General features: G+C 73.8%; 29 protein-coding genes, 1 pseudogene and 1 riboswitch. Of the genes and pseudogenes, 16 read left to right on the top strand and 14 right to left on the bottom strand.

Annotated features, from left to right (window positions below):
* Positions 1-35: 35 nt before the first annotated feature.
* The 3 genes and pseudogenes from dacB to E6U81_RS40700 all read left to right on the top strand — a co-directional run.
* Entirely contained in the window at positions 36-1,661 is a 1,626-nt protein-coding gene (dacB, locus tag E6U81_RS00645) for a D-alanyl-D-alanine carboxypeptidase/D-alanyl-D-alanine-endopeptidase (protein ID WP_136228050.1), read from the top strand.
* Between the two features lie 56 nt (positions 1,662-1,717).
* Entirely contained in the window at positions 1,718-2,212 is a 495-nt protein-coding gene (locus E6U81_RS00640) for an NUDIX domain-containing protein (protein WP_136228049.1), read from the top strand.
* 49 nt (positions 2,213-2,261) lie between these two features.
* Positions 2,262-2,504, top strand: a pseudogene (locus E6U81_RS40700) (helix-turn-helix transcriptional regulator); the annotation flags it as partial.
* Positions 2,505-2,776: 272 nt separating this feature from the next.
* Here E6U81_RS40700 and E6U81_RS39570 read toward each other — a convergent pair.
* From E6U81_RS39570 to E6U81_RS00620, 4 genes are all read right to left on the bottom strand, one after another.
* Positions 2,777-3,076: a hypothetical protein gene (locus tag E6U81_RS39570; RefSeq protein ID WP_168714513.1), complete on the bottom strand. Its 300-nt coding sequence runs from the start codon at positions 3,074-3,076 to the stop codon at positions 2,777-2,779.
* A complete protein-coding gene (locus E6U81_RS00630) occupies positions 3,073-3,726 on the bottom strand; it encodes an Asp23/Gls24 family envelope stress response protein (protein ID WP_240803543.1) in 654 nt (217 codons plus the stop codon). Before E6U81_RS00630 ends, E6U81_RS39570 begins: the two co-directional genes overlap by 4 nt.
* Positions 3,717-4,304 carry a sigma-70 family RNA polymerase sigma factor gene (locus tag E6U81_RS00625; protein WP_240803542.1) on the bottom strand — a complete coding sequence of 196 codons (588 nt, stop codon included), beginning with the start codon at positions 4,302-4,304 and terminating at the stop codon, positions 3,717-3,719. Before E6U81_RS00625 ends, E6U81_RS00630 begins: the two co-directional genes overlap by 10 nt.
* Before the next feature lie 128 nt (positions 4,305-4,432).
* Positions 4,433-5,266, bottom strand: coding sequence for a class I SAM-dependent methyltransferase (locus E6U81_RS00620; protein WP_240803541.1), 834 nt, complete (start codon positions 5,264-5,266; stop codon positions 4,433-4,435).
* Positions 5,267-5,404: 138 nt separating this feature from the next.
* Between E6U81_RS00620 and E6U81_RS00615 the strand changes: the two genes are divergently transcribed.
* The 5 genes from E6U81_RS00615 to E6U81_RS00595 all read left to right on the top strand — a co-directional run bounded on the left by E6U81_RS00615 (position 5,405) and on the right by E6U81_RS00595 (position 9,285).
* Positions 5,405-5,929, top strand: coding sequence for a hypothetical protein (locus E6U81_RS00615; RefSeq protein ID WP_136228047.1), 525 nt, complete (start codon positions 5,405-5,407; stop codon positions 5,927-5,929).
* 57 nt (positions 5,930-5,986) lie between these two features.
* A complete protein-coding gene (locus tag E6U81_RS00610) occupies positions 5,987-6,721 on the top strand; it encodes a helix-turn-helix domain-containing protein (protein ID WP_136228046.1) in 735 nt (244 codons plus the stop codon).
* Between the two features lie 63 nt (positions 6,722-6,784).
* Positions 6,785-7,744: a DMT family transporter gene (locus E6U81_RS00605; protein ID WP_136228045.1), complete on the top strand. Its 960-nt coding sequence runs from the start codon at positions 6,785-6,787 to the stop codon at positions 7,742-7,744.
* Complete coding sequence (locus E6U81_RS00600) at positions 7,741-8,670, top strand: 2-dehydropantoate 2-reductase (RefSeq protein ID WP_136228044.1); 930 nt, start codon at positions 7,741-7,743, stop codon at positions 8,668-8,670. Before E6U81_RS00605 ends, E6U81_RS00600 begins: the two co-directional genes overlap by 4 nt.
* Positions 8,671-8,775: 105 nt before the next feature.
* Positions 8,776-9,285 carry a hypothetical protein gene (locus E6U81_RS00595; protein WP_240803540.1) on the top strand — a complete coding sequence of 170 codons (510 nt, stop codon included), beginning with the start codon at positions 8,776-8,778 and terminating at the stop codon, positions 9,283-9,285.
* Positions 9,286-9,355: 70 nt separating this feature from the next.
* On the opposite strand, the gene E6U81_RS00590 is transcribed toward E6U81_RS00595, so the two are convergent.
* The 5 genes from E6U81_RS00590 to E6U81_RS00570 are packed head-to-tail and all read right to left on the bottom strand — an operon-like array spanning position 9,356 to position 14,766.
* The gene (locus E6U81_RS00590) at positions 9,356-10,144 is read right to left on the bottom strand and encodes an enoyl-CoA hydratase (RefSeq protein ID WP_136228043.1); all 789 of its coding nucleotides are present in this window, start codon (positions 10,142-10,144) and stop codon (positions 9,356-9,358) included.
* Positions 10,141-11,043: a 3-hydroxyisobutyrate dehydrogenase gene (gene mmsB, locus E6U81_RS00585; protein ID WP_136228042.1), complete on the bottom strand. Its 903-nt coding sequence runs from the start codon at positions 11,041-11,043 to the stop codon at positions 10,141-10,143. Before mmsB ends, E6U81_RS00590 begins: the two co-directional genes overlap by 4 nt.
* The gene (locus tag E6U81_RS00580) at positions 11,040-12,113 is read right to left on the bottom strand and encodes an enoyl-CoA hydratase/isomerase family protein (RefSeq protein WP_136228041.1); all 1,074 of its coding nucleotides are present in this window, start codon (positions 12,111-12,113) and stop codon (positions 11,040-11,042) included. The genes mmsB and E6U81_RS00580 overlap by 4 nt, the downstream gene beginning before the upstream one ends.
* A complete protein-coding gene (locus E6U81_RS00575) occupies positions 12,110-13,261 on the bottom strand; it encodes an acyl-CoA dehydrogenase family protein (RefSeq protein WP_136228040.1) in 1,152 nt (383 codons plus the stop codon). Before E6U81_RS00575 ends, E6U81_RS00580 begins: the two co-directional genes overlap by 4 nt.
* 5 nt (positions 13,262-13,266) lie before the next feature.
* Complete coding sequence (locus E6U81_RS00570; protein ID WP_136228039.1) at positions 13,267-14,766, bottom strand: CoA-acylating methylmalonate-semialdehyde dehydrogenase; 1,500 nt, start codon at positions 14,764-14,766, stop codon at positions 13,267-13,269.
* 371 nt (positions 14,767-15,137) lie between these two features.
* Positions 15,138-15,338: riboswitch (cobalamin riboswitch) on the bottom strand.
* Positions 15,339-15,460: 122 nt separating this feature from the next.
* On the opposite strand from E6U81_RS00570, the gene E6U81_RS00565 reads away from it, so the two are divergent.
* The 5 genes from E6U81_RS00565 (at position 15,461) to E6U81_RS00545 (ending at position 20,023) form a co-directional block, all read left to right on the top strand.
* Positions 15,461-16,546 (top strand): PI-PLC domain-containing protein, encoded by a 1,086-nt coding sequence (locus tag E6U81_RS00565; protein ID WP_136228038.1) that lies wholly within the window; start codon positions 15,461-15,463, stop codon positions 16,544-16,546.
* Between the two features lie 112 nt (positions 16,547-16,658).
* Positions 16,659-17,888 (top strand): cytochrome P450, encoded by a 1,230-nt coding sequence (locus E6U81_RS00560; RefSeq protein WP_240803539.1) that lies wholly within the window; start codon positions 16,659-16,661, stop codon positions 17,886-17,888.
* Positions 17,889-18,095: 207 nt separating this feature from the next.
* The gene (locus tag E6U81_RS00555) at positions 18,096-18,650 is read left to right on the top strand and encodes a rhodanese-like domain-containing protein (RefSeq protein ID WP_136228036.1); all 555 of its coding nucleotides are present in this window, start codon (positions 18,096-18,098) and stop codon (positions 18,648-18,650) included.
* A gap of 124 nt (positions 18,651-18,774) precedes the next feature.
* A complete protein-coding gene (locus E6U81_RS00550) occupies positions 18,775-19,026 on the top strand; it encodes an EF-hand domain-containing protein (RefSeq protein WP_030652127.1) in 252 nt (83 codons plus the stop codon).
* A gap of 154 nt (positions 19,027-19,180) precedes the next feature.
* Positions 19,181-20,023, top strand: a complete 843-nt coding sequence (locus tag E6U81_RS00545; RefSeq protein ID WP_136228035.1) for a class II glutamine amidotransferase — start codon at positions 19,181-19,183, stop codon at positions 20,021-20,023.
* Here E6U81_RS00545 and E6U81_RS00540 read toward each other — a convergent pair.
* Together E6U81_RS00540 and E6U81_RS00535 are read right to left on the bottom strand one after the other, a co-directional pair.
* A complete protein-coding gene (locus E6U81_RS00540) occupies positions 20,004-21,092 on the bottom strand; it encodes a mechanosensitive ion channel domain-containing protein (RefSeq protein WP_136228034.1) in 1,089 nt (362 codons plus the stop codon). The two genes, E6U81_RS00545 and E6U81_RS00540, sit on opposite strands and share 20 nt — an antisense overlap.
* Positions 21,093-21,178: 86 nt before the next feature.
* Positions 21,179-22,105, bottom strand: coding sequence for a SigB/SigF/SigG family RNA polymerase sigma factor (locus E6U81_RS00535; RefSeq protein ID WP_136228033.1), 927 nt, complete (start codon positions 22,103-22,105; stop codon positions 21,179-21,181).
* A gap of 184 nt (positions 22,106-22,289) precedes the next feature.
* Here E6U81_RS00535 and E6U81_RS00530 point away from each other — a divergent pair, with 184 nt between their 5' ends.
* Positions 22,290-22,670 carry a helix-turn-helix domain-containing protein gene (locus tag E6U81_RS00530; protein ID WP_240803538.1) on the top strand — a complete coding sequence of 127 codons (381 nt, stop codon included), beginning with the start codon at positions 22,290-22,292 and terminating at the stop codon, positions 22,668-22,670.
* Between the two features lie 28 nt (positions 22,671-22,698).
* Here the strand turns inward: E6U81_RS00530 and E6U81_RS00525 are convergent, their stop codons facing one another.
* The gene (locus tag E6U81_RS00525) at positions 22,699-23,130 is read right to left on the bottom strand and encodes an SsgA family sporulation/cell division regulator (RefSeq protein ID WP_136228032.1); all 432 of its coding nucleotides are present in this window, start codon (positions 23,128-23,130) and stop codon (positions 22,699-22,701) included.
* Between the two features lie 266 nt (positions 23,131-23,396).
* Here E6U81_RS00525 and E6U81_RS00520 point away from each other — a divergent pair, with 266 nt between their 5' ends.
* A complete protein-coding gene (locus tag E6U81_RS00520; RefSeq protein ID WP_136228031.1) occupies positions 23,397-23,744 on the top strand; it encodes an SH3 domain-containing protein in 348 nt (115 codons plus the stop codon).
* Between the two features lie 19 nt (positions 23,745-23,763).
* On the opposite strand, the gene E6U81_RS00515 is transcribed toward E6U81_RS00520, so the two are convergent.
* Positions 23,764-25,338, bottom strand: coding sequence for an amidohydrolase (locus E6U81_RS00515; RefSeq protein WP_136228030.1), 1,575 nt, complete (start codon positions 25,336-25,338; stop codon positions 23,764-23,766).
* 64 nt (positions 25,339-25,402) lie between these two features.
* Positions 25,403-25,615, bottom strand: coding sequence for an MbtH family protein (locus E6U81_RS00510; protein WP_060177497.1), 213 nt, complete (start codon positions 25,613-25,615; stop codon positions 25,403-25,405).
* A gap of 93 nt (positions 25,616-25,708) precedes the next feature.
* On the opposite strand from E6U81_RS00510, the gene E6U81_RS00505 reads away from it, so the two are divergent.
* On the top strand, positions 25,709-26,803 hold the full coding sequence (locus tag E6U81_RS00505; protein WP_136228029.1) for an alpha/beta hydrolase-fold protein: 1,095 nt from the start codon (positions 25,709-25,711) through the stop codon (positions 26,801-26,803).
* Positions 26,804-26,821 lie beyond the last annotated feature (18 nt).

Below are 26,821 nucleotides of genomic sequence, written 5' to 3'. Positions count from 1 at the left end.
CCTCGGGGAGACAGCCGCGACGAACGGAGCGCGCTGTGAACGGTCCGAACCGCTCAGCACCGCTGCGCCGCGGCCTCGCCGCCGCCTGCGCCGCGCTCCTGTTCGTGGCGCTGGCCACCGGTACGGCGGCGGGGGCGGACCCGTCCCCGGCCCCCTCGCCTTCCCCGTCCCCCGCCGGCGGGCTCGACCCGCGCATCACGGAGATCATGCGCAAGCCGGAGTACCGCAATGCGCAGTGGGGCCTGCTGCAGACCGGACCGGACGGCGGCCGCGTGGTCCACAGCATGTATCCCGACCAGTTCTTCATCCCCGGGTCCACCGCCAAGCTGGTCAGCGTCTCCGGCCCGTGGCACACCCTCGGCTCCGAACACCGCTTCGTGACACCGGTCTACGCGGTCGGCGACCGCAGGGGCGCCACCCTGACCGGCGACCTCGACCTCGTCGCCCAGGGCGACCTCACCCTGGGCGGCCGGACGCGCCCCGACGGCACGGTCGCGTACACGGACCTCGACCACACCTACGCCAACGACTTCACGGGGGCGACCCTGACCCCGGAGAACCCCCTCGCCGGCATCGACGAGCTCGCCCGCCAGGTGCGCGCCGCGGGCATCACGCGCGTCGACGGGGACGTGATCGTCGACAGCAGGCTGTTCGCCCCCGACCCCGTCCTCGACCCGACCCCGACGCCGCTGATCGTCAACGACAACCTGATCGACCTCCTGACCACCCCCGGGGACCGGGCGGGCGCGGACGCCCGGCTGGACTGGCGGCCGAAGGTCGCCCCGTACGAGGTCGGTTCCACGGTGAAGACCGTCGCGGCGGGCGGACCGACCGACATCACGGTGACGGCCACCGACGGCGGCACCCGCATCCGGCTGTCCGGCACGATCGCGGCGGACGCCGAGCCGCTGCTGCGCACCTCCCCCATCGCCGACCCGGCCGCGTTCGGGCGTGCCGCGCTGATCCAGGCACTGGCACGGGCCGGCGTACGGGTCACCGCGGACCCGGCCGGCCCCAACCCGGTCGCCCGGCTGCCGCGCGACTACGAAGGCCGGCCGCGGGTGGCCGCGTACACCTCCCCGCCCTACGCCCAGTACGCCAAGCTGATCCTCAAGGTCAGCCACAACCTGGGCGCCAACCTGGGCATCTGCCTGATGGCCGTCACGACCGGCAGCCGCCAGTGCGAGGACGGCTTCCCGGTGCTCGCCGACTTCCTGGACGAGGCGGGCGTCGACCGCGGACAGCTGCAGCTCATGGACGGCCGGGGCGGGAACCCGGCCGACCGGGCCACGCCCGAGGCGCTGGTGCAGATGCTGACGTACTGGCAGCGCACCCCGCAGGCGCGGCTCTTCCGCGAGGCCCTGCCCATCCTCGGCGTCGACGGGCTGCTGGCCGAGAACTGCCGGGACTGCCCGGCGCGCGGGAAGGTGTTCGCCAAGACCGGTGCGGCGGTCGGCGGGGACGCGCTCAACGACCGCCTGGCCGTCGGGGCCATCACCATCGCCGGGTACCTGGACCGCGGCGGCGGCCGCTTCGACCCCTTCTACGCGGGAGTCAACGGCGCCTCCACCCCCGGCCCGAACACCCAGGACGTGGTGGCCGTCGCCAACGACCTCGCCATGATCGCCGCCTACCTCCAGGAGGCCCCGCCGTCCCCCTGACCACCCCTGCCCCGGCCGCCGGGGGCCCGGCCGCGGGCGCCTGGCAGGGTGTTCCCATGGGCGAACGTGTCGAACGGGTCGACGAGCACGACGAGGTCCTCGGCGTCGTGGACAGGGGCGAGGCGATTCGTCACGGGTGGCTGCACCGCGTGGCGACGATCGTGTGCCGTGACACCGGGGGACGCATTCTCGTCCACCGCCGCCCGGAGGACGCCTCCCGGTTCCCGGGCCATCTCAACTGGATGCTCGGCGGGGCCGTGGGCGTCGCCGAGTCCTATGAGGATGCCGCCGCGAGGGAACTGGCGGAGGAACTCGGCGTCCTCGACCGTCCACGCTTCCTGTTCAAGTTCCTGTGCGCGGGTGCGATCAGTCCGTACTGGCTCGGCCTGCACGAGGTCGTCGTCACGGGGCCCGTGCGGCCCGATCCCTCGGAGGTGGCCCGGTACGGCTGGGTGAGCGAGGGCGAGCTGGACGAGGTGGTTCGTCATCGGGCGTTCGTTCCGGATGCCCGGGAGGCGTTCCACCGGTATCGGGCACGGCCGTTCGGATGAATGACGAGAGCCCCGCATCACGGACCGGAAGTGCGGTTGTCAGACCTGTATGACAGTCGATCAGTTTCTTCCTCGTCAGATCGTCCGACCGCCGGTGGAGAAGTCCTCCGCACGGCAGGCAGTGGGGCTTCCGGAGCCCGGTGAGCGGCGTCGGCTCCGCGAGCAGTGGGGTCTGACGACCCGGCAGGTCGCGGCGGCGTTCGGGGTGACCCCGGCGACCGTGCGGTCCTGGGAGTGCGGGCGCACGGCTCCGCGGGGACGCCGGCGTGCGGCGTACCGGCGGTTCCTGGCGGGGCTGGCCCCGCACGACGCCGTCGACGTGCCGGGTGCCGCGGGCTCCCCGCCGGTCCCGCCGGCCCCGCCCGTCCCGGCCGTTCCGCGCAAGGCGGTGCCGCCGTCCCCGGCGCCGGCGGTGCGCATCGTGGGGCGGGTGGACCCGGTCCCGCCGGCGCGGGTCCGCCGGCTGCGGGTGCTGGGGGCGGCCGCCTGCGCGTGGTCCCTCGCCGCCCTGTGGGTGGTCCTCACCTGTCCGCCCCCCGCTCTGAGAGGCACCTCGGACGGCGGTCACACGATGCCGGTGACGGTGACCTTCACCGCCGTCGCCGGCGCGGCCGCCGCCCCGGCGGCTGCCGTACGCACCGCACGGGCCACATCCGCCGTCCGGTACGGCGACCGGGCGACGATCTCGATCTGCAGGGCCCGGACGGACCCGGCGGCGTCGAGGGCGACGCGCACCGCGCCCGGCCGGCGTACGGCGGCGTGCAGCAGGCCGCGCAGGCCGGGGCGCAGGCAGGCCACGCCGGGCACGGCGAGCACGGCGTCCGTCACCGCCGCGGAGACGGCGTCCGCCCGTGGCGTCGTCATGGTGTGCCCCCCTCCGGCCGGTGCGGCGGGCCGTGGAGGTCGGTGACGGTGACGTCGAGCGAGGAGACGGTCAGGCCGAGCCGTTCGTGCGCGCCCCGGACGGCGGCACGGCGTACGGCTTCGGACGTGGCCCGCAGGTCGTGTCCGTACTCGGCCGTGACCTCCAGGTGCACCGTGACCGGCCCGCGTGCGGGCTCGCCGCGGCCGCCGGGCGGTGCGATGCGGCAGCTGCCGGCCCGGACGCCGGGGACCTCCTCGGCGGCCGTGCGCAGAATGCGGGCGGCGACGGACTCGTAGACCCAGATGTCCTCGTCCGCCCCGCCGAGCGGCAGGGTGCGGCCGGGGCGCAGTTCCAGGCGCACCACGTCCATGACCCTGCGGACGAGGGCCGATGTGTCCACAGGACCGTCGGCGGCGGCTTTCGTCGGAGCGGCTGCGGCGGTGCGGAGCCGTTCCAGGTCGGCCACGGCTTCCCGGCAGTGGGGGCACCGGAGGGTGTGCGGGTCCGCCGGGGCCTGCCCGGCGTGCCCCGTGCGCTCGGCCTGCTCCCATACGGCGGCCAGGTCGCGGCCGCAGGCGAGGAGTTCGGCGTGTTCCTCGTCGGGTCGTCCTTCGGGCGGCCCGACGGGTTCGGGGTGGTTCATCGCCATGCGGCCATCGCCTCCGTCAGCACGCGCCGGGCCCGGAAGACGCGCGCGCGGACCGCTTCCGGGCTGATGCGGACCGTCTGGGCGATCGATTCGTAGGGCCTGCCCTCGATCTCCCGCAGGACCCAGCACACCCGCTGCTCCGCGGACAGGCAGCGCATCGCGAGGTCGAGATCGTGGGCGGCCGCATGCGATTCGGCGGCCCGGACGGGCGACGACCGGTGCTCCGGAGCGGCCGGCTCCGCAACCGCGTCGAGGTCGGCGACCGGTCTGCGGGCGCGCAGCAGGTTCAGGCAGCGGTTGGTCACGATGCGGTGGAGCCATGTGCCGAATCCCGCCTCGCCCCGGAACTCCGGCAGTTTGCGCCAGGCGCTGACGAAGGCGTCCTGCACGGCGTCCTCGGCGTCCGCGCGGGTCCCCATGAGGCGTTCGGCGAGCTGGAGCATGGCCGCTCCATGGCGGTGGACGAGCACCTCGAACGCCTCCTCGTCCCCTTCCGCCGCCCGCACGGCCAGCAGCCGGTCCGCCGCGCCGGACACACCGTCGGCGTCCTCACCGTCGGGGTCCCCTTGAGCACTCACGCACGGGCTCCTTCCAGCCTCCGCATGCTTTGACACCTCCGTCGCGGGTTTCGTTACGGCCGGAAGATCCGCACTGTCGTTCGCATCGCGACCGTCGCGGTCAACCACCCCTGCGGGACGGCCCGGTGCTACGGGCGGGCGGCGGTGATCAGGTAGTAGTCCAGGATCTGCTGTTCCCAGGCGGCCATGAAGTTCCGCGGCCAGGTCCCGGGCTCCCAGAGGCGGGCGAGCCAGCGGTCCCAGCCGGGCCAGACCTGCCGGCCGATCGAGTCGGCTCGGACGTCCCCGAAGCCGGCTTCGGCGAGGGCCTGCGCCAGCCGGGAGACGGGCCGGGCGATGTCGAGCCCGCTGGCGAACGTCTCCAGCAGGCCGGCGAGACGCTCCTCGGGCGCGGGCGCACCCTCGACGCTGAAGAAGCCGGCGACCGCCACCCGCCCGCCGGGGCGCAGGACGCGGGCCGCCTCGCGGGCGAAAGCCGGCAGGTCCGGGAAGTGCTGGACCGCCTCGACGCTGTACAGGCAGTCGAACTCCGCGTCGCCGAGGGGCAGGCTCTCGGCCGCTCCGAGGACGAAGCGCAGCCGCTGCGGCCGGGCGGCGAGGAGCGGGGAGTTCGCCTCGCGGGCCCGCCGGAGCTGCTGGGGGTGGATGTCCACGCCGGTGACCGTGGCGGGCCCGTACTCGTCGAGGGCGAGGGCGCATCCGAGGCCCAGGCCGCAGCCGATCTCCACGGCGCGGCCGCCGTCCGGGGCGACCGCGTCGAGCACGTGCCGGTAGAGGTCCTGCTCGCTGCGGATCCGGTCCTCCTGCGACAGCGGCCGTTCGAGGTCGACGGAGTGCCAGTAGCCGAAGTTGATGAACCCTCCGGCGAACACCGGCACGGCGCTGAGATCGGCCGGTCCGTACGTCTCCCACACCTCGGGCCGTACGACCGGAGCGGGCTGCTCGACAGGATCTTCCGACACCACGTCACCGCCTCCTCGTGACGGGGGCGTTGCGCCCCGGATCCACCAGTGTGGCCCGCGGAGGGCCGTCACGACAGGGGGCACGCCCGGGCCCGCGGGGCCCACGCACCGCCGGGCCCTGCGGCTTAGGGTGGCGCCATGGATCATGCCGATGCCGCAGCCTGCGACTCACCCGCCGCGGAGGCTGCCGCTGCCGCCGCCCGGCTGAAGGAGCGGCTGTACGCGACCATCACCATGATCTCCGTGGTGATCGGCCTGGCCGTGTCGGAGCACGCCGACGCCGTCGGGACCGCGGCCACGGTGCTGACCGCCGCCGTCGGGCTGTGGCTGGCGGCCCTCGTCGCCGACCAGCAGGCCCACCGCGTGGTCCACGGCCGGCTCGCCACCGGAGCCGAGTTGCGGCACATGCTGTGGGTCAGCAGCCCCCTGCTGCTGTCCGCGGGCGGCCCGCTGGTCCTGATCGCCGCCTCCGCCCTCGGGGTGATGGACCTGCAGACCGCCCTGTACGCCGCGGCGGGCGTGAGCGTCGCCGGGCTCTTCGGCTGGGGCTGGTACGGCGGCGTCCGCATGGGCAGCGGCGCGGCCCTCGCCCTGCTGGCCGGTGCGCTCGACGCGGCGATCGGCCTGGCCGTCGCCCTGGTGAAGGCGGCGGCCGGCCACTGAACCGATGCGGTGGCGAACGGTTCGTCGTATGCCGAAATCATGGGGCATCCTGGATGCATGAACCAGTTGCATCCCGGGCCGACCGCGGACGCCCCGGCCCCCGCCGCCCGTCTGGCGGCGTTCGCCGCCGCCCTGGCCGACGAGACGCGGGCCTCGATCTGCCTGACGCTGCTGGAGGGGCGTGCCTGGACCGCCGGTGAGCTCGCCCGGATCACGGAGGTGGCCCCCTCCACCGTCTCCGGCCACCTGGCCCGGCTGCTCGAGGCCGGGATCTGCGTGACCGAGCGCCAGGGCCGCCACAGCTACGTGCGCGTCGCCGACGCCGCCACGGCCCGCCTGCTCGACGAACTCGCCTCCTACGCCGTGCCGGACCGGGACGCCGCGCACGCCGTACCGGTGGTCGCCGCACCGGATCCGCTGGCCCGGGCCCGGACCTGCTACGACCACTTCGCCGGACGGCTGGGCATGGCGGTGACCGACGCGATGGAGGAGCGCGGCCTGCTCCGCACGGAGGGCGTGTTCGAGCTCACCGAGGCGGGCCGCCTCTGGTGCGCGGAGGCGGGCATCGCCCTGGCCGCCGAGGGGCGCCGGCGGCCGGCGAGCTCCTGCCTGGACTGGACGGAGCGGCGCCGCCATCTGGGCGGTCTGGCGGGGGCGCGGCTGTGCGCACGGTCGCTTGAGGAGGGATGGGTGGTGCGTCCGCCGGGCGGCGGGCGTGCGCTGGAGGTGACCGAGGCGGGCGAGCGGGCCTTCGGCGACCTGCTGGGGATCACCCGGCAGGCGTGGGCCTAGCCTCTCCCGCCCTCGATTGATATTTCGGTCGACGCCGAAATGTTGCGGTCGTAGAGTGGTGTCATGACGTTCCGCTCGAGTCCGATCCCGCCCGGCGTCCTCACGGCCGGCGCCGTCACCTTCACGGTGTTCGCCTGGGCCTCCGCCTTCGTCTCCATCCGCAGCGCGGGAGCCGCGTACTCCCCGGGCGCCCTGGCTCTCGGGCGGCTGCTGGCCGCCTCGCTGGTCCTCGGCGTCCTGCTCCTGATCCGCCGCCAGGGCCTGCCGCCCCGCGAGGCCTGGCGCGGGATCCTGGTCTCCGGCGTGGTGTGGTTCTGCGGGTACACGGTCGCGCTGAACTGGGGTGAGCGGCTGGTCGACGCCGGTACGGCCGCCCTGCTCGTGAACACCGGGCCCATCCTCATGGCGCTGCTCGCGGCCCGGCTGCTCGGCGAGGCGCTGCCCCCGCGCCTGCTGGCGGGCATGGCCGTCTCCTTCACCGGGGCGGTGGTCGTGGGCCTGTCCATGTCCTCCGGGAACGGCGGCTCCACCTCGCTCCTCGGCGTCGTTCTCTGCCTGCTCGCGGCGGTGGCCTACGCGACCGGCGTCGTCGCCCAGAAGCCCGCCCTCTCCTACGGCACGCCCCTGCAGATCACCGCGTACAGCTGCATGACGGGCGCCGCGGTCTGCCTGCCCTTCACGGGGCAGCTGCTCGACGAACTCCCCCGGGCGCCCGCCTCCGCGACCCTGAACATGGTCTACCTGGGCGTGGTCCCCACCGCCCTCGCCTTCACCACGTGGACCTACGCCCTGGCACGCATGCCCGCGGGCCGGCTCGGCGCGACGACGTACGCCGTCCCGGCCATCGTCGTCCTGCTGAGCTGGGCCCTGCTGGCCGAGGTACCGGCCTGGCTGACGCTCCTCGGCGGGGTGCTGTGCCTGGCCGGTGTGGCGGTCTCCCGGTACGCCCCGCGCACCCCGCGCACCCCTCGGACTCCCGTCGACGGCACTCCGCTCGCTCCCACGAAAGGCAACCGCACATGAGGATCCTCACGGTCGGCGCAGGCGCGGTCGGCGGCTTCTTCGGCGCCCGGCTCGCGGAAGCCGGACAGGACGTCTCCTTCCTGGTCCGGCCCGCCCGCGCGAAGGCCCTGCGGGCCCGCGGCCTGCGGGTCGAGGGCCAGGGGGAGAAGCTCCACCTCACCCCTGAGCTGGTGACGGCCGACGCCCCCGGCGGTCCCTACGATCTGATCCTGCTCTCCGTGAAGGCGACCGCCCTGCACCCGGCGCTGGCCGACATCGGGCCGGCCGTCGGCCCGGAGACGGCCGTCGTGCCGCTGCTCAACGGGGTGGCCCACCTCGACGCCCTCGTCGCGCGCTTCGGCGCCGGGGCGGTCCTCGGCGGGGTCGCGAAGGTGGTGACCACCCTGGACGAGGACGGCGGCATCCGCCGCATGGCACCGCCCGCGGTCATCCTGACCGGAGAGACCGACGCCCGCCCCTCCGCCCGCGTGGACACGATCCGTACGGTCCTGAACCGGGCGGGCATCGACTCGCCGGACACGGGGGACATCGTCGCCGCCATGTGGCACAAGTGGGTCTTCATCTCCACCCTGGTCGCCGTGACCTGCCTGATGCGCGGAACGGTCGGGGAGGTGAACGCCGTTCCGGGCGGGGCGGCCCTCGGGGCGTCCCTGCTCGCCGAGGCGGCGGCGGTCTCCGCGGCTGCCGGGCATCCGGTGCCCGACGCCGAACTGGCCTTCACCGAGAGGACGGTCACCACTCCCGGTTCCCCCCTCACCCCGTCCCTCTACCGGGACCTGATCGCCGGATCGCCGACGGAGGCCGACCACGTCCTGACCGACCTCACCGTCCGGGCCCGCGCGCTGGGGGTGGCCACTCCCCTGCTGGACCTCGCAGCCCTCCATCTGCGCGTCCACGAGCACCGCCTGGCCGCGGGACGCGCCTGAGGCCCGCCGCGCGGTTCCCTCCGGCGCCGCTCACCCGGATGCCCCGTCCAGTGGGCATCCGGGCCGCCGGGCCGTTGACTGGAAGGCCGGAACACCCTTGGAGGCGTGGTGGCGGCGGTCGCGTGGACGCGTGGTGCGGCAGGTGTGGTGCTGGCGGCGGCGGTGCTCGGCGCCGCGGGCTGTTCGGGCGGCGACGGCAACCCGTCCGGTGCCGTCTCCAGTGCCGCGTCCGCGGTGAGGTCGGCCGGCGAGGCCGTCTCCTCAGCCGCCTCCGAGGCGGCGAAGGCCGCCGAGTCGGCGGCGGCCGTCGCCAAGGACAAGCTCGGCGAGGTCAAGAACGGGGTCAACGCCAAGGACCAGGTGTCCCTGGGCACCGTGGCCACCGACCCGGACGGGTACACCACGGTCCCCGTGACCGTGCGGAACACCGACGACGCCACGAAGTCCTTCGCGGTGCAGGTCGAGTTCAAGGACGAGAGCGGCAACCTCGTCGACACCGTGGTGGTGACGGTCTCCGACGTCGCCGGCCAGGGCACCGGACAGGGCACGGCCCGCAGCACGCACAAGCTGTCCGGCACCGTGACGGCGCAAACCGGCACGGCCCTGCGCTACTGAGGACCCGACAGGTCACGCAGACCACCGGAGCGCCCGCGACGGACGCGTTCGCGGGCGCTCCGGCGCGGCCTCAGCGGTGTCTGAAGTCCGGCGTCCGCCTCTCCACGAAGGCGGACATGCCCTCCTTCTGGTCCTCGGTGGCGAACACCGCCTGGAACAGCCGCCGTTCGAAGCGGACCCCCTCGGTGAGGGTGGTCTCGAAGGCCCGGTTCACGGCCTCCTTCGCCATCATCGCGACGGGCTTCGACATCCCCGCCACCGTCTCGGCGACCGCGAGGGCCTCCGCGACGAGGTCCTCGGCAGGGACGATCCGGGAGACGAGCCCGGCCCGCTCGGCCTCGGCGGCGTCCATGGTGCGTCCGGTCAGGCACAGCTCCATCGCCTTGGCCTTCCCGATCGCGCGGGTCAGCCGCTGGGAGCCGCCGATGCCGGGAATGACACCGAGCTTGATCTCCGGCTGCCCGAACTTCGCCGTGTCGGCGGCGAGCAGGATGTCGCAGAGCATGGCGAGCTCGCAGCCGCCGCCCAGCGCGTGGCCCGCCACGGCGGCCACGGTCGGGGTGCGGACCTGGCCCAGCCGGTCCCAGGCCGCGAACCAGTCGCTGAGGTACATGTCCATGTAGCCCTGCGGCCGCATCTCCTTGATGTCGGCGCCCGCGGCGAAGGCCCGCGCGGAGCCGGTGACCACGATGCAGCCGACACCGGGATCGCGGTCGAGGGCCTCGGCCGCCGCCACGACCTCGTCCATGACCTGGAGGTTGAGCGCGTTGAGGGCCTGGGGGCGGTTGAGGGTGAGCAGGGCCACCCGGCCCTTGCGCTCGACGAGGATCGTTTCGTACGGGGTGCTCGGGGTGCTCATGCGGTGCTTCCGTTCCGGGGGCGCAGGGTGCGGACGATGGCGGAGAAGTCGAGATCCGCGCCCTCGCCGGCGGCGAAGGCGGCGTACATCTCGGCGGCCCGGCGGCCGAGCGGCGCTTCGACCCCGCCCGCCGCGAGGGCGTTCGCGGCGAGGCCGAGGTCCTTGGCCATGAGGGGGGCGCCGAATCCGGGCCGGTAGTCCCGGTTGGCGGGACTGCCGGGGACCGGCCCCGGCACCGGGCAGTTGACGGTGAGGGCCCAGCACTGGCCGGAGGCGGTGGAGGCCACGTCGAAGAGCGCCTGGTGGGAGAGGCCGAGGCTCTCGCCGAGGACGAAGGCCTCGCTGACGGCGATCATCGAGATGCCGAGGATCATGTTGTTGCAGATCTTGGCGGCCTGTCCGGCGCCGGCGGATCCGCAGTGAACGGTCCGTTTGCCCATGGCGGCGAGCAGCGGCTCGGCCTCGGCGAACTCGGCCTCGCCGCCGCCCGCCATGAAGGTGAGCGTGGCGGCCTCCGCTCCCATCACGCCGCCGGAGACGGGTGCGTCGAGCGCCCGGTGCCCGGCGGCGGTGGCGGCGGCGTGGGCGGCCCGGGCGTCGGCGACGTCGATCGTGGAGCAGTCGACGAACAGGGTCCCGGGCCGGGCGGCGGCCAGCAGCCCCTGTTCCCGGTAGAGGGCGAGGACATGGCGGCCGGCCGGCAGCATGGTGATGACCACGTCGGCCCCGGCCGCCGCCGCGGCGGCGGAGTCCGCCGGCTCCACGCCGGCGGCCGCCGCGGCAGCCAGGCAGTCCTCGGCCAGGTCGTGGCCGACGACCCGGTGGCCGGCCCGGACCAGGTTGGCGGCCATGGGGCCGCCCATGTGGCCGAGGCCGACGAACGCGATGACACGGTTCACCAGGGCACCTCCGAGAGATGGTCGGCGGCGGCGAGGCGGAGTTCGCGCTCGCCGAGCGGTGCGAAGAACCGCGCCACGTCCCCGTCCGCGACCTCGGCGGGAGTGGCGGGGTCCCAGCGCGGAGTGCGGTCCTTGTCGATCACCTGGGCGCGGATGCCCTCCGCCAGGTCGGGGTGGGCCAGGGCCGCGCTGGACACGCGGTACTCCTGGTCCAGGACCTTCTCCAGCGGGCCGAGCCCGCGGGCGCTGCGTACGGCGGCGAGGGTGACCTTGAGGGCGGTCGGGGGCTTCGTCAGCAGGGTGCGCGCCGCCTCCTGGGCGGCGGGCGCGGGATGGCGTGCCAGCCGGTCGGTGACCTCCTCGACGGTGTCCGCGGCGTAGCAGTGGTCGATCCACTCGCGCTGCGCGTCGAGTTCGCCGGGCGGCGCCTCGGCTACGTGGGCCGCCAGGACGTCGTGGACGGAGCCCGAGGCGAGTGCGGCCAGCAGGGCCGGCAGCCGCTCGGAGGGTACGAAGTGGTCGGCGAGTCCGCAGCGTTGGGCGTCGGCCGCGCCGATGGGGGTGCCGGTCAGGGCCAGGTGGGTGCCCAGTTCGCCGGGGGCGAGGCCGAGCAGGTAGGTGCCGCCGACGTCGGGGACGAAGCCGATGCCGGTCTCGGGCATGGCGACGCGGGAGCGTTCGGTGACGATACGGACGGTGCCGTGGGCCGAGATCCCGACGCCGCCTCCCATGACGATGCCGTCCATCACGGCCACGTACGGCTTGGGGTAGCGGGCGATGCGGGCGTTGAGGCGGTACTCGTCGCGCCAGAAGTCCAGCGAGGCGGTGCCACCGGTGGCGGCGTCCCGGTGGATGGCGCGGATGTCGCCGCCGGCGCACAGGCCGCGCTCCCCCGCCCCCGTGATGACGACCGTCTCGACGGCGGGGTCCGCCTCCCAGGCGTCGAGGGCGTCGGCGACGGTGCGGACCATGGCGTGGGTGAGTGCGTTCAGCGCCTTGGGCCGGTTGAGGGTGATGTGGGCCGCGCGGCCTTCGGTGCGCAGCAGTACGGGCTCGTCCGCGGCCGTCATCGGACGGCCTCCGTGAGGCCCCGGGCCACGATGACGCGCATGATCTCGTTGGTTCCTTCCAGGATCTGGTGCACCCGCAGGTCGCGGACGATCTTCTCGATGCCGTATTCGCTCAGGTAGCCGTAGCCGCCGTGGAGTTGGAGCGCCCGGTCGGCGACGGAATAGCCGGTGTCGGTGGCGAAGCGCTTGGCCATCGCGCAGAGCCGGGGTGCCAGCGGGTCGCCCCGGTCGAGGGCTTCGGCGGCCTGGCGGACCAGGGCGCGGGCGGCCGCGAGTTCGGTGGCCATGTCGGCGAGGCGGAACTGCAGTCCCTGGGCGTCGAGGAGCCTTGCGCCGAAGGCCTGCCGGTCGGCCAGGTGGGTGAGGCTGCGGTCGAGGGCGCTCTGCGCTCCGCCGAGGGAGCAGGCGGCGATGCCGAGCCGGCCGCCGTTGAGGCCGTTCATGGCGATGCGGAATCCGTCGCCCTCGGCGCCCAGCCGGCGGTCGGGCGGCAGGCGGACGCCGTCGAGGACGACCTGCCGGGTGGGCTGGGCGTTCCAGCCCATCTTGCGTTCGTTCGCCCCGAAGGAGAGGCCGGGGTCGTCGCGTTCGACGACGAAGGCGGAGATGCCGCCGGGGCCTTCCCCGCCGGTGCGGGCCATGACGATGTAGACGCCCGAGCTCCCCGCGCCGGAGACGAACTGCTTCACGCCGGTCAGCACGTAGCAGCCCCCGTCGCGGTCGGCCCGGGTGCGCAGGGCCGCCGCGTCGGAGCCGGCTCCCGGCTCGGTCAGGCAGTAGCTGCCCAGGGCCGCGGCCGAGCAGAGGTCCGGGAGCCAGCGGGCGCGCTGGCCGTCGTCGCCGTAGCGGTCGATCATCCAGGCGACCATGTTGTGGATGGAGAGGTAGCCGGCGATGGAGGGGCAGCCCGTGGCAAGGACCTCGAAGATCAGGGCTCCGTCGGTGCGCGTGAGTCCCGAACCTCCGTGTTCCTCGCGGACGTAGACGCCGCCGAGGCCGAGCTGCGCCGCGCGGCGCAGCACGTCGGTCGGGAAGTGCTTGTCGCGGTCCCAGTCGACGGCGTGCGGAGCCAGGTGTTCCTGCGCGAAGTCGAGGGTGACCTCGGCGAGGGCGAGCTGGTCCTTGGTGAGGGTGGTGGTCGTGGTCACGGTGCTCACCCCATCGTCGGGATCGTGAAGGACGCGCCTTCCTTGACCCCGGAGGGCCAGCGGGAGGTCACGGTCTTGGTGCGGGTGTAGAAGCGGATCGAGTCCGGGCCGTGCTGGTTCAGGTCCCCGAAACCGGACCGCTTCCAGCCGCCGAAGGTGTGGTAGGCGACGGGCACCGGGATGGGCACGTTGACGCCGACCATGCCGGTGTTCACGCGGCGGGTGAAGTCGCGGGCGGTGTCACCGTCCCGGGTGAAGATCGCGACTCCGTTGCCGTAGGGGTGCTCGCTGGGCAGGCGGAGGGCCTCCTCGTAGTCGGCGGCCCGTACGACGGACAGGACGGGGCCGAAGATCTCCTCCCGGTAGATGCGCATGGCGGGGCGCACGCGGTCGAAGAGGGAGGCGCCGGCGAAGAACCCGTTCTCGTGGCCGGGCAGGGTGAAGCGGCGTCCGTCGACGACGAGTTCGGCGCCCTCGCCCACCCCGATGTCCACGTAGCGGCGCACCCGGTCCAGGGCGTCGCGGCTGACCAGGGGCCCGAAGTCGGCGGCCGGGTCGTCGGAGCGGCCGATGCGGAGGGTGCCGAGCCGTTCCTTGAGGGCGGCGACGAGCGCGTCGGCCGTCTCCTCGCCCACGGGTACGGCGACGGAGATGGCCATGCAGCGCTCGCCGGCGGATCCGTAGCCGGCGCCGACGAGCGCGTCGACGGCCTGGTCGAGGTCCGCGTCCGGCATGACGATCATGTGGTTCTTCGCCCCGCCGAAGCACTGGGCGCGCTTGCCGTGCGCGGCCGCGGTGGCGTAGATGTGCGCGGCGATCGGGGTGGATCCGACGAAGCCGAGTGCCTGCACGCGGGGGTCTTCGAGGAGGACGTCGACGGCCGCCCCGGTGCCGTTGACGACGTTGAGCACACCGGGCGGCAGGCCCGCTTCCACGAACAGTTCGGCGAGGCGCAGCGGTACGGAGGGGTTGCGCTCCGAGGGCTTGAGGATGAAGGCGTTTCCACAGGCCAGGGCAGGTGCGGCCTGCCAGAGGGGAATCATTGCGGGGAAGTTGAAGGGGGTGATGCCCGCGACGACGCCCAGCGGGGCGCGCAGCGAGTGCACGTCGATCCCGGTGCCGGCGTTGTCGGTGAACTCGCCCTTGAGCAGGTGCGGGACGCCTGCGGCGAACTCGACGACCTCCAGGCCGCGCTGGAGGTCTCCGGCCGCGTCCGGGACGGTCTTGCCGTGCTCGGCGGAGAGCATCCGGGCGAGCTCGTCGCGCTCGTCCTCGACGAGTTGGAGGAAGCGCAGCAGGACCCGGGCGCGGCGCTGGGGGTTCCAGGCGGCCCATGTCGCCTGGGCTTCGGCGGCGTCGGTGACGGCCGTCCGTACTTCGTCGGGGTCGGCGAGCGGTACGCAGGCCTGTACCGCGCCGGTGTTGGGGTCGTACACGTCGGCGAAGATCCCGGAGGTGCCGGGGGTGCGCTTGCCGCCGATGAAATGCGTCAGTTCACGGACCATGGTTTCCTGCTCTCGTCAGGTGGGATCCGGGGATGGCACGGCGGACCGACGGCCGCACCCGGTGGGGTGCGCCGCTGGGGAACGCCGTGGGACAGGGCGGCGCGAGGCCGCCGAAGAGCCGACGGGCCGAAGGGCCCGTGAAGCGAGAACCAGGAAGGCCTGCGGATCAGGGTCGGAGCGCCCGGGTCATCCGGTGCCGTGGCGTTCGGCCACTGGTGACGACGCGGCCGACCGCGGCGGCGGGCCGTTCGGCCCCGGCCGTGATCTGCCGGGCACTCCTAGGTCGACGCGGGAATCACCGCGTGCTCCGCCGGATCACCAAGGCCATGGGTACGGACCGGTGCCATGCGTGTCTGCTCCATCCTCGTGGACAACACGGAACAACCCACGGCCGGTATCCTGACTCCCGGATCGACGCGCGCGCCCCGGCCTTCCCGATGGATTCCTCCGTCAGTGGCCTGTCCTGCTGAAGCGCGCACTCCCCGGTCACAGTGGCGGGACCGCGCCGGATTCGCACCGGCTTCCCTGCACCGCGGGTCTCTGCACTCCCGACGATATAGTTGGACGTCCTAGTAAGTCCACCCCTGCCGGGTGGCCGTGCCGGGAACCGGGCCGTCGCCGGTCGCGCCGTCGTTTACCGGCCGTACGCGTCCGCAGGGGGGCGCAGCGGCGGGCCGCGCGCTAACCTCCCGCCATGATTGACATGAACATGCAGCGCGCGGGCTTCCGCGGCCGCCCCGCCGGCGCGCTCCGACGAGGCCACGCCCGGCGGACCCTGGTCGGTCTCCTCCTGCTGGCACTGCTGGGCACGGTGACCACGGCGACGGCCTCGACCGCCCCGCCCGCCCCGCCCGCGGCGGCGGCCGCGTCCGGCGCACCGGCCGGCCTCGCGGCCGCCCGCTGGGGCGACCGGCGCCTGGACGAGGTCTCCTTCCTGACCACCCACAACGCCTTCACCAACTACGAGGACTCCCGCTGGAGTTCGGTGAACCAGTCCGAATCGGTGCGCGGCCAGCTCGAAGGCGGCGTGCGCGGCCTGAGCCTGGACACCCACTGGTACGAGCGCAGCACTTGGCTGTGCGTCATCAGCTTCGGGAGCGACTGCTATCCCAGCGACGTGTACCTGTGCCACGGCGAGTGCAAGACCTTCGCCGGTGCCACCTACGCCCTGCCGCGCCAGTCCTTCCACGGCACGATGCAGACTGTGGTGGACTTCCTCGCCGCCCACCCCCAGGAGGTCGTGACCGTCTTCCTGGAGGACTACGTGAGCGCCGACCAGCTGCGGCAGTCCCTCGGCCGGGTCCGGGGGCTGTCCGACATGGTGTTCCGGCCCGACGAGTGGGGCGTGCGGCAGAACGGGTGGCCGAAGGTCGCCGACCTCGTCACCTCCGGCAAGCGGCTGCTGATCTTCTCCGACCGGTCCGACCGCGAGAACCTGGGCGTCATGTACGACCGGGCGTGGACCGTGAGCAACTTCTGGAGCCTCGGAGACCTGGGCAACGACCTCACGTGCGTCAGCCGCTGGTCCGACCTGCCCCTGGACCGGCAGGAGCCCGGCTTCCGTCGCCTGTTCACGATGAGCCACCACCGCAACGTGCCCACCGTGCTGACGGCGGCCCTGGACAACGGCGCGAAGCTGCGCAGCCGCATCGCCGAGCAGTGCCGGCCCGCGGCCGGGGGCCGCGACCCGAACTTCGTCTCGGTCGACTTCCACCGCCTGTCGGACGGCAGCGGCCACACCCCCGCCTCGATCGTCGCCGAGCTCAACGCCGGTCCGTAGAACGGGGCGTGCGCCCTACCGGGCACGGCCGGGTTCGGGCAGGATGACCCGGCGCACCGGAGGGCGCTCACGGCGGCGCCCGCCCGGCCCGACCGTGATCCGGAGGTCCCCTTTGACGTGGCACGACGACCAGGCACGGCGCGACGAGCTCTACCGCGACCCGTACCCGCTGTACGACCGCGCCCGCCGGGCCGAGGGGCTGACGTACGTGCCCGAGTTCGACGCGTGGCTGGTCGCGCGCGACCGCGAGGTACGGGAAGTGCTCCTGCGGGCGGAGGACTTCTCCTCCGCGAACTCCCTGCTGCCGGACGTCCCGCTCTCGGAGGCGGCGCTCGGCGTCCTGCCGCGCGGGTTCGGGCCCCGGCCCACGGTCGTGTCCTCGGACGGCGCCGCCCACCGCCGGCACCGGGCCCCGCTGAACCGGGGCCTGTCGGCCGCGCGGGTGGCCGCGCTGGTCCCGTACGCGCGCACGTGCGCCGCGGAGCTGGTGGACGGCTTCGCGGCGGACGGGTCCGCGGAACTGGTGCAGGCGTACGCACAGCGGCTGCCGGGGATCGTGGTCGGGCGGCTGATCGGGCTGGACCCCGCCGATGTGCCCGCGGCCGTGCACGGCGGCTACCGGGCCGAGGAACTGCTGTTCCGGCCGCTGCCGCCGGAGGGCCAGGCGGCCGCAGCCGAGGACGTGGTCGCGCTCCAGCACCTGCTGGACGGGTACGTGCGCGACCGGCGCGCCCACCCCCGGGACGACCTGTGCTCGGTCATGGTGGCCGCCCTCGCCCCCGGTACGGGCGAACTCACCCTGGAGCAGCGCCACGAGCTGGTGACGAGCCTGCAGAACCTTCTGATCGCCGGATTCCTCACCACCGGCGCCCTCATCGCCACCACCCTGCTGCACCTGCTCGACGACGACCGGCGGCAGTGGCGGATGCTCTGCGCCGATCCCTCGCTGATCCCGGCGGCAGTGGAGGAGGCCGCCCGCCACGACACCGCCATCCAGGCCTTCCGGCGGACCACCACCCGCCCGGTGGCCCTGGGCGGTACGGAACTGCCCGCCGGGGCCGCCGTCCTGGTGGCGTACGGTGCGGCCAACCGCGACGAGGAGCGGTACGAGCGGGCCGGCGAGTTCGACATCACGCGCCCCGTGGACCGGCGGCACCTCGCCTTCGGGCACGGCCCGCACGGCTGCCCCGGATCCCGGCTGGCGCGCGAACAACTCCGTCTGACGCTCGAACTGCTGACGGGCCGCATGCCGGGGCTGCGGCCAGCCCCCGGCCGTCCGCGGCCGCGGATGCGGCCCACCCTGATCCACCGGTCGCCGGAGGCGCTGCACGTGACCTGGTGACCAGGAGCGGGTGAGGCAGTGAGCGGGGCTCCGGTTGTTTCCGGAACATGGCAGTCGTGTGGCAGGTGCGCCGGGATCCGGCCGAGGCTCCCTGCGGGTGCCTAACATCCCCGGCATGGCTCCGGCGTCGCGCGCCGTACCGCACCCCGTGCGGCGCGCCGCCGGGCCTCCCCTCGCCCGCCCCCACCGCCAAGGACCAGGTCCGCCATGAGCGTCCCCGCCTCACTCGACGTCGAGCAGGCGCGCCCGCGGCTGCGCGAGCTGACCGTCGTCGACGTCCGCACGCCGGGCGAGTTCGCGTCCGGCCACCTCCCGGACTCCCTCAACGTGCCCCTCGACCGGCTCGTACGGAGCCTGCCGCAGCTGCGGCAGGCCGCCGACCGCGGCGCCCTGCTGATCGTGTGCGCCTCGGGGGCCCGCTCGGACAGCGCGGTCCGCACCCTGGCGTCCCACGGCATCCCCGCGTCGAGCCTCGCGGGCGGCACGGAGGCCTGGGCGGCCGGCGGCAACGCACTGGAGCACCCCGGCGGCGGCGCCCGGCCGCGGGCCGTGTGGGCCATGGAACGCCAGGTCCGCTTCGCGGCGGGCACCCTCGTGCTGCTCGGCCTGTTCCTCGGGCTGCTCCTCCACCCGGCCCTCTCACTGCTGTCCGCGGCGATCGGGGGCGGACTGGTCTTCTCCGCGCTCACCGGGACCTGCGGGATGGCGGTCGTCCTGGGGCGGCTGCCGTTCAACCGGCGGGATGGCGAAGTCCTGCGGTGACATCCGCTCCGGGGTCCGGCACGAGGTCCTGCCCCGGGTGCGGCAACCTCCCGGGTGCCCGCAGCGTCCTTGCGTACAGGACCCGCCGGCCGAGGCGGCGCGTGCACCGCGGAGAGGACATGTGATGAGTGAGAAGGCCCGTCGGTTGTTCGACGCCCTCGACCTCGACCAGGACGGCACCCTGACACGGGCCGAGGTCATCGGCGCCCTGCGCTCCAAGGGACCGACCCTCGCCGCGCAGGGGGCGATCCCCTTCTGGGGCGTGGGGGACACCGAGGAGTCCTCGGCGCTCTTCGACGCGGCCGACCAGAACGGCGACCGGGTACTGAGCTTCGAGGAGTTCGCGGCCGTCGTCGACCGCCGCTTCGGCTGGTAGCCCCCGCGCCGTCCGGCGGGCGGCCGCCCCGCGTGCGCCGCCCGCCGGGCGGCAGGAGAATGGCAGGGGCGGCGGGGCGCCCACGCGGGAGGTTACGGCCCCGGCCGGCCCGCGGCGGCCGACCGGACGGGGCGGACGAGTCAGGTGATCGCACATGTGCCGGTGGCTGGCGTATTCGGGAACCCCCGTGCTCCTCGACACCATCCTGTACAAACCCGCCCACTCGCTGATCGACCAGAGCCTCCACTCGAAGCTGGGCGTGGAGACGACCAACGGCGACGGTTTCGGCATCGGCTGGTATCCGGACGGCGGCAGCGGCGACGGCACGCCCGCCCTCATGAGGGACGTCGGTCCCGCGTGGAACAACCGCAACCTGCGGGAGCTCTCGGACCACGTCACCTCACCCGTGTTCTTCGCCCACATCCGGGCGTCGACGGGTACGGCGGTGCAGCAGACGAACTGTCACCCCTTCCGGCACGGCCGCTGGATGTGGATGCACAACGGGGCCGTCGCCGGCTTCCACGCCATGCGGCGCGACCTCGCCCTGCTCGTCGACCCCGCGCTGTTCGGGGAGATCGAGGGGACGACGGACTCCGAGGTGATGTTCTACCTGGCGCTGACCTTCGGCCTGGAGGAGGACCCTCCGGGCGCCGTCGCCAGGATGGTGGGGGTGGTGGAGCGGGTCGGCCACGAGCACGGCGTGGAGTTCCCGATGCAGATGACGGTGGCCGTCACCGACGGGGAGGGCGTGTGGGCCTTCCGCTACTCCAGCCAGGGCGCCTCGCGGTCGCTGTTCTACAGCAGCCGGGTGGACACGCTGCGCAAGCTGCACCCCGACATGCGCTTCCTCCAGGACGTGTCCGACGAGACCCGCCTGGTGGTGTCCGAGCCCCTCGGTGATCTGCCCGGGGCGTGGAACGAGGTGCCGGAGAGCAGTTACGGCGTGGTCAAGCCGGGTGAGGACGGGCTCTACCCCTTCACCCCGCTGGCGGCCTGACGTCCATACCCGTACGGACCTCCGTGCGGGGCGACGGCACGGCGGTGGACGTGGCGACGCGGGGCAGGGCGTAGGGGTGCTTCTCGGCCAGCCAGGCGACCAGTTGCTCGCGCACCTCGCAGCGGGCGGTCCACAGCCGGTCGGGGTCCTTGGCGGTGACGATCGCCCGCACCACGATGGTGGTGGGGGTGGTGTCGGTGACGGACAGGTCCCAGCCGCGGCCGTCCCACGCCTCGCAGCCGTCGAGGACCTCCTTCAGCTTCTCGCGCATGAGGGAGACGGGTGCGGTGTGGTCACAGTGGAGGAAGACCGTGCCGGTCATCTGGATGCCGCCGCGGGACCAGTTCTCGAAGGGCCGCGAGGTGAAGTACGAGACGGGCATGGTGATCCGGCGCTCGTCCCAGGTGCGTACCGCGATCAGCGTGAGCGTCACCTCCTCGACCACGCCCCACTCCCCGTCGACGACGACGGTGTCTCCGATGCGCACCATGTCGCCGAACGCGATCTGGAACCCGGCGAAGACGTTGCCGAGGGTGGACTGGGCGGCCACGCCCGCGACGATGCCGATGATGCCCGCCGAGGCCAGGACGGAGGTGCCGACGGCCCGGAAGGCGGGGAAGGTGAGCAGCATCGCGGCGGCCGCGACCACGGCGACGACGGCGGTGACGATCCTCCTGATGAGCGTCACCTGGGTACGGACCCGGCGTACGCGTGAGGGGTCGCGGGTGCCCAGCGCGTAGCGGGCGTACGAGGATTCGACCACGGCGGAGGCTACGCCGACGACGCACCAGGCGCCCGCCCCGATCAGGACGAGCGTCAGGGTCCGGCCCACGGCGGCCTCGTGGTCGCGCAGCGGCTGCCATTCGATCTGGCGGTACGCGCCGCGCAGGACGGCGGTGAAGAGCAGCACCCGCACGGACGGCCCGCAGCGGCGCAGCATGTTCCACAGTGGTGTCTCGGGGTGGCGGGCGTCCGCCCGCCGCAGCAGCAGGTCGGCGAGGCGGCCCACGACGAGGGTGAGGACGACGGAGCCGCCGAGGACGGCCAGCAGTCGGACAAAGCTGTTCATGACTCCCCGGTGTCTGGTCTCGGGAACGGGTCGGGGCGGCCGGGCGCGGTCGGGCGCCCGGCCCCCTGAGGTCCTCGGACCGCGGGTCAGTCGTGCAGCATCTCCTCGCGCAGGGTCTCCAGCGTGCGGGCGAGCAGGCGGGAGACGTGCATCTGGGAGAGGCCGACCTCCTCGCCGATCTCCGCCTGGGTCATCTCCTGGCCGAAGCGCAGCTCCAGGATGCGGGTGCTGCGTTCGTCCAGACCGGCGAGCAGGGGTGCGAGGGCCTGCCGGTCCTCGACCGCCTCCAGGGCGGGATCGACATCACCGACGGTGTCGGCCAGGGAGCGGGCGGGCTGTCCGCCCGCGGCGCCCCCCGCGCCGCCGGATTCGGACTGGGGCGCGTCGAGGGACTGGGTGGAGTAGCCGTTGGCGGCGACCAGGCCCTCACGGACCTCGTCCTCGGTGAGTCCCAGGTGGGCGGCGAGTTCCGCGGGGGTGGGCGCGTGGTCCGTCTCGGAGGTCAGCTCCTCCGTGGCCTTCGCCAGCAGCAGGCGCTGCTCCTGGAGCCGGCGCGGGACCCGCACGGCCCAGGTGGTGTCGCGGAAGTGGCGCTTGATCTCACCTGTGATGTAGGGCACGGCGAGCGTGGTGAACTGGATGTTCCGGTCGGGGTCGTACCGGTCGATGGCCTTGATCAAGCCGATGATGCCGACCTGGACGATGTCCTCGTTCTCGGGGCCGCCGGGACGGTCGCGGAACGGCCGTGCGGCGAAGTTCACCAGTGAGATGTTCATCTCGATGAGGGTGCCGCGCACGTACTGGTACTCGCGGGTGCCCTCTTCCAGGCTCCGCAGCCGCTCGAAGAACACCCGGGTCAGCTGCCGGGCGTCGCAGGTCGACAGTTCCCGCGGGCAGGGCACCTCGGGCAGCCCGCTCAGCGCGGGTCCGGCCACGGCGCCGCCGTCGGGGGCGGCGGCCGTAGTGGGGGGCGTCGTCGAGGGCGTGGCCTCGGTCGTGGCCGTGATGGTCATCGTCTTCGCTCCTTGGGCACAGGTGCTTGCGGCGCGTTGCGCGATTGCTCGCTCGTTGCTCGGTCGGTGCGGAAGTCCGCTTCCGCTTCCCTGCACCCTGCCGGGAGCCCGGACACACGTCAAGTTATACCCGAAAAGCTTTTCCGGATTTGCTTTTCGCGATACGTCACTCAAGAATGTCGGCGTGGAGAACGAGCACACGGGTTCCCGCCGGAACCACTGGACCTTCCTGACGAACCACGCCCGGGTCCTGATCGCCATCGCGCGCGACCCGGGGATCAGGCTGCGCGACATCGCGGCGGGCTGCGACCTCACCGAGCGCACCGTGCAGGCGATCGTCACGGACCTGGAGACCGACGGGTACCTCACGCGGACCCGGGACGGCCGGCGCAACCGCTACGCCATCGCCCCCGGCGCGCGCTTCCGCCACCCGGCCGAGGCCGGCCTCGAGATCGCCGGGCTCCTGGCCTACCTCACGGGAACGCCGGGCGCGCAGACGCCGCCGCCCGCTCCCACCGCCCCGGACGACGTCCCCCACGGCGACGGGGCCCTGCCGCTGCTGTGATCGCGGCAGACCGGTGCGCAGCCGGGACCTAACGGTCCGCGAGCAGGCCTTCGAAGAACTCCCAGTCCAGGCGCTCCGCCTCGGCACCGGCCGGAACCGCCGCCCAGCTCTGCTCCAGCATGGACGCGATCCCCGCGCGGTCCAGCACGAAGAGGGCGTACGGCGGCGCCGTCCCCAGCCGCAGGAGGACCTGCGCCGTGCGGCCGGGCCCCGCCGTCGGCCGGATCCGCACCTCTCCCGTCCCCGCCAGGGTGCGCAGTCCCCTGGCCAGCAGGTCACGGCCGATCACCCAGGTCACGTCGTCCTCTCCCGGCTGGTGGAAGGTGAGCTCGACGTACAGCGGGGCGCGGGCGGACCAGTGGAACGTGACCCGGAGCGGGAACCGCAGCCGGGTCCGCACCTGGTGGATCTCGGTCGTCCAGGTCAGGTCCTGCTCGGGGAAGCGGGGCCGGTGGTCCATGATGACTCGTCTCTGCAGGAGGGCGGCGGGCGGCCGGGGCCGGGATCGCACGGTCCGGCCGGAACGGCACCGGCGACACCGGGTGCCATGGCTCGTCTGCTCGCTCGTCCGCTTCCGAAACAGCCGTGCGGGCCATTGGGGGGAACGGCGGACGTGTCGGCCCGGAAGCTCCGGGGTCCGCACGGATAGTCGTACCGGGCACTCCCGGCCGACCACGGTCCGTCATGGCATGCCCGTACCGAAGTCGTCGGAGAGCGGGGCCGCAGATGAAGATGTCCGTAGTGATGTGCGCGCTGGTGACGGGCCTGGCGCTCGGCCCGATGGGCGGCGCGGGATGGGCCGCCCAGCAGCACGGGGCGCCGGCCCCCGCCGCGCCGCGGGCCGCGTACCCGGTCGGCGAGGTGGTCTCGGACGCGCCGCTCCACGTGCGCCAGAGGCCGACGGTGTACTCCGGCGCCGTCAAGACGCTCCGCCCGGGTCAGCGTGTGCTCCTCAACTGCCAGACCCGCGGCGGGTGGGTGGACGGCAACCCGCTGTGGTACCGCCTGCAGGGTTCCAAGGGCTGGGTCTCGGCCCGCTTCGTCCACGACCACCAGCCGGTCCGCCCCTGCTGACGGTCCCGCCGGCGCCGGCTCACAGCGGCTTGCCGGCCTCCCGGCCGTCGACGTACGTCGCCACCACGTCGATGTCGCCGATCGCCGAGACGTCGACGCGCCGCGGGTCGTCGCCCAGCACGACCAGGTCCGCGCGCTTGCCCGGGGTGAGACTGCCCGCGCTGTCCTCCCAGCGGCAGGCGCGGGCGCCCGCGACCGTATAGGCGTACAGGGCCTCGTCGACGGTGATGCCCTCGTCCGGGCCGATCAGCCGGCCGGACTCGGAGGCGCGCTCGACCATGAACTGGACGGCCCGCAGCGGGGAACCGTCCGTCACCGGGCGGTCCGAGCTGCCGACCAGGGTGATGCCGTGGTCGAGGAACCCCCGGCCGCGGTACAGCCACGGTGCCCGCTCCTCGCCCATGATCGCCGCGTAGTCGTCGCCGAAGTAGCGCAGGAAGTTGGGCTGGACCACCGCGCTGATCCCCAGCCGCGCGAAACGCGGGAGCTGGTCGGGGCGGATCAGGCCGGCGTGTTCGATGCGGTGCCGGGCGTCGGGCCTGGGCCTGCGCCGCTGGGCCTCCTCCAGGGCGTCCAGCGCCACGTCGGCCGCGCGGTCGCCGATGGCGTGCACGGCGAGCTGCCATCCGGCGAGGTGGCCGTCGACGACGGACCGCGCGAGGACCTCGGGGTCGTCCTGCAACTGGCCGGCGTGGTCCATTCCTTCGTACGGGGCGCTCAGGGCGGCGGTACGGGCCATCATCCCGCCGTCGGTGAAGATCTTGAGGGCTCCCACGGACAGCCAGTCGTCGCCGAAGCCGGTACGCAGGCCCAGGTCGAGCGCTTTGGGGATGCCGTCGGCCTCGTGCGCGCCGACCGGCCGCAGCAGGTCGGCGGAGACCATCAGCTGGACCCGCAGCGGCAGCAGCCCCTTCTCCCGGGCGAGTTGGTAGGCGCCCAGTTCGACCGGGGTGTGCCCGAAGAGGGCGCCGCCGATGCCGGCCTCGGCGCAGGCGGTGATGCCCTCGGCCACGCAGGTGCGGGCGGCGCGCCCGATGGACTCGGCCAGCTCCTCCTGGGAGTACGGCAGTCGCAGCGCGCGGGCGGCTCCCATCGCGCCCTCGGCGAGGAAGCCGTTCTCGTGCGGGACGTCCGCGGCGAGCAGGTCCAGGACGGCGGTGTTGACGACGCATCCGTGCCCGGAGTCGTGCAGCACGTACAGCTTGTGCCCCTGGCTGACCCGGTCGAGGTCGGCGGCCGTCAGGTGGCGGCCCAGCGCCCGCTGGTCGTAGCCGACGATGCTCACCCAGGATCCGGGCGCGTTCCTGGCCGCGACCGCCTCGGCCACGACCGCGAGGGCGTCCTCGATCCGCGTGCAGCCCGCCATGCTGGCGGTGTTCTGCTTGAATCCGGTCCAGGGCAGGTGCACGTGGGAGTCGATGAACCCGGGGAGCACCGTGGCGCCCTGGAGGTCGATCACCTCTCGCGCGGGCAGGGAGGCGACCGCCTCGTCCAGGCCGACGATCCGGCCCCGCCAGATGCCGAGCTCGTGGGCGACCGGGCGGTCCGGGTCCATGGTGAGGAAGCGGGCGTTGGTCAGCCTGGTGCAGAGCATCGTGCGGGGTCCCCAGAGGTGGTGGCCGGCGCCGCCGGCGGCGCGACGGACGGGCGGTGAAGGGTCAGGCGTCCATCGAGCGGGCGAGGGAACGGGGGCGCAGATCGGTCCAGTTCGCCTCGACGAAGTCCAGGCACGCCTCGCGGGTGTTCTCGCCGAGGGCGATCGTCCACCCGCCGGGCACGTCGACGAAGGACGGCCAGAGCGAATGCTGGCCCTCGTCGTTCACCAGGACGAGGAAGCGGCCCTCGGCGTCGTCGAAGGGGTTGGTACTCACGGTCGTTGCCTCCCCGGAACGTCACGATTAGGTTAGGCTCGCCTAATTGCAACGAGCTTAGTCCCTCCCCTTGCCGCTCACAAGGAGACCTCCATGCGCCTGACCGAGGACGCCTTCGCCGCGTACGGACTCCCCGGCGAACCGGGTTCGGAAGCGTTCTGGGCGGCGGCGGGGACCCCCGCGTCGGTCCCCGCGGCGGACGGCGGCTGGGCGACCCTGTTCCTGTGGCGCGGCTCGCCGGCGAGCATCGGCTTCGAGAGCTGGTCGGAGCCGGTGGCGCTGAACCGGTGGGGCGCAACGGACTGCTGGTACGCGGAGGTCCGCATGCCCGCGCGGCTGCGGGTCACCTACCAGTTCCTCGCGGACGGCGCCGCGTTCGCCGATCCGTTCAACCCGCTGGGCGCGGGCGGGGACCGGTCCATCGCAGCCACCCCGGACGCGTCGGCCCAGCCGTACTGGCCCGTACTCGGTGCCGGTGCCGACCAGGTGCTGCCCCTGCCGCGCACCCGGGTCCGCTGGACGAGCGAACGCCTGGGCGGGCGGCGAACCGTACGGGTCCATCCGGCGGGCGGCGGCGGACCGGTGGTCCTGCTGCTCGACGGGGACGACTGGCTGTACCTGCACCCGGCCATGACGGCGTTCGACGCGGCCGTCGCGGCCGGGGAGATGCCGCCCGTCACCCTGGTCTTCCTGCCGACCAGGGACCGGGAGGCCGAGTTCGGGTGCCGGCCCGGACTGTGGGAGGCGGTACGGGACGAACTGCTGCCGCTGGTGGCGGAGACGGGCCTGCCCGCGGGGCCGGACCGCCTGGTGGTCGCCGGACAGAGCCTCGGCGGGCTGAGCGCCATGTACGCGGCGCTGGAGTTCCCGGACCTGGTGTCCCGGGTCGCCTGCCAGTCCCCGTCCTTCTGGTGGGCCCCCGGCGCCGCGGACCTCGCCGACCCGTTGGCCGGGCCGCTCGGGGGCGCCGTCGCGGCGCGCCTGCGCGAGCGCGTGGACCTGTCGGGGCTGCGGGTCGCCTTCGACGCGGGGGAACACGAGACGCGGATGCTCCCCCACTGCGCACGGGTCGAGACCCTGGCCGCCCAGGCCGGCGCGACCGTGCGCGTATCGCGCTCCCCGGCGGCCCACGACCGCGCGTCCTGGCGCCACGCCCTCCTCAGGGACGTCGCATGGGCTCTGGGTTGAGCCTGCCGGCCATCAACT

The sequence above is a fragment of the Streptomyces sp. A0592 genome, assembly GCF_004795115.1.
In the GTDB taxonomy this organism is placed as follows: Bacteria; Actinomycetota; Actinomycetes; order Streptomycetales; family Streptomycetaceae; genus Streptomyces; species Streptomyces erythrochromogenes.
Note: the sequence above shows the minus strand (reverse complement) of the source record. Positions and strands in the feature narration are given on the sequence as shown.